1 protein-coding gene is annotated in these 1,034 nt (G+C 46.5%); it reads left to right on the plus strand.

Annotation, left to right across the window (positions count from 1 at the left end):
* Window positions 1–906 (plus strand): tRNA dihydrouridine(20/20a) synthase DusA (gene dusA / locus R8N28_RS27155; protein WP_318183907.1); only part of this gene is annotated, 906 nt, incomplete at its 5' end.
* Window positions 907–1,034: the final 128 nt, after the last annotated feature.

Below are 1,034 nucleotides of genomic sequence, written 5' to 3' on the forward strand. Positions count from 1 at the left end.
TTAATGACCAAAGAAACCCTGTTGTACACTGAAATGGTGACGACAGGTGCGATCATTCATGGAAAAGGAGATTTCCTCGCTTACAACGAAGAGGAGCATCCGTTAGCCCTTCAGTTGGGTGGTTCAAACCCAGAAGATTTGGCCAAGTGTGCCAAGTTGGCGCAAGAACGTGGCTACGACGAAATCAACCTAAATGTGGGGTGTCCATCTGATCGTGTGCAAAACGGTCGCTTTGGTGCTTGCCTGATGGCGGAGCCGCAATTGGTCGCGGACTGTGTCGCTGCAATGAAAGAGGTGGTTGATGTTCCTGTTACGGTTAAAACACGTATCGGCATTGACGATCAAGATTCTTATGAGTTCCTAACGGACTTCGTATCGATCGTCTCTGAGAAAGGCGGCTGTGAGCAGTTCACTATTCACGCGCGTAAAGCGTGGCTAAGTGGTCTGAGCCCGAAAGAAAACCGCGAGATTCCGCCGCTGGACTACCCACGTGCTTACCAATTGAAGCAAGATTTTTCTCACTTAACTATTGCTATTAATGGTGGTGTGAAATCTCTGGAAGAAGCAAAAGTGCACCTCCAGCACCTAGATGGTGTGATGATTGGCCGTGAAGCTTACCAAAGCCCTTACTTGCTTGCCTCGGTAGATCAAGAACTATTTGGTTCTAATGCCCCAGTGAAGAAGCGCAGTGAAATTGTTGAAGAGATGTACCCATACATTGAAGCGCAGCTTGCGAAAGGTGCGTATCTTGGTCATATCACGCGTCATATGTTGGGTTTGTTCCAAAATATGCCGGGTGCTCGCCAATGGCGTCGTCACATCAGTGAAAATGCGCACAAGCCAGGTTCTGGCCTAGAAGTGCTGCAGGATGCGTTAGCGAAGATTCCAAAAGAGCTGAATGTGTAAAATTCACCAGTGGTTGGCTAAAAATACCAACTTACGGACAGTGAAGCCAGAGCGTAGAAATGCCTCTGGCTTTATTTTTATTTTAAAAATCATAACCTTAATTTGTTTTAGATAAGTTGGTATGGAAA

Source organism: Vibrio sp. Vb1554 (assembly GCF_033344235.1).